The sequence below is a fragment of the Phyllobacterium sp. P5_D12 genome, from assembly GCF_054049495.1.
The window spans coordinates 1-733 of the sequence record NZ_JBFUMG010001088.1 but is presented as its reverse complement, the minus strand read 5'-3'; the positions used below and the strand labels follow the sequence as shown (position 1 = coordinate 733).

Below are 733 nucleotides of genomic sequence, written 5' to 3'. Positions count from 1 at the left end.
GTACGTCGACAAGGTCATTCTCCGCCTTGAACTTCTGCACGGCATTTTCGGCATCCTGCACGCCCGCCCGCAGGTCATTGAGGCGCGCTGTCAGCGACTCCGTGGCCTGCTTTGCAGTATCTGATTGGATATTGCCCTGCTCCTCGCGGAAAACATCGGACACTGTGTTGGCAATCAAGGCCGCCTTCTGCGGATCCCTTGATTTCACAGTGATATTGAAGATGAAATTCTTTGTGCTCCGCTCTACCTCAAGATGGTCGTACAGATTGCGCAGGAGAACGGTTTCACGCGTTGTCTCATCCGGCGTGCTATCGGTAGAAAAAAGCTCCTGGATCGACGCAAAAATGCCTCGCTCCTTGAGGTCGCCATTGAATTCCGGATCCTTGGCAAGTCCTGTGCGATCGATCACCTTCGTCAACACGCTGCTCGACTGAATGACGCGCAATTGGCTTTCGGCGATGGCCAGCGAGGCATCGACTGGCAGCTGGCTCGACGAAATCTCCTTGTCGACGATCTTGAGATCGCGCGGATCGACAAGCACTTCAACGGTCGAGGCGTAGAGCTTCGGCAATGTCATCGCATAGCCGACGCCAAGAAGCGTACCGATGATTGTTGTTGCGATAATCAATCCCTTGGAACGGCCAACGCGATTGATAACGATACGCGGGTCAACGAGTGGCCGCCATTCATCGCTTTGATATTCGACTGGMCGCATTTCCACCTTGTGCGGAGC

General features: G+C 54.5%; 1 protein-coding gene. It reads right to left on the bottom strand.

The window, feature by feature from the left end:
* Positions 1–715 (bottom strand): GumC family protein (locus ACXJ5O_RS28870; RefSeq protein ID WP_457302899.1); only part of this gene is annotated, 715 nt, incomplete at its 3' end.
* Positions 716–733: the final 18 nt, after the last annotated feature.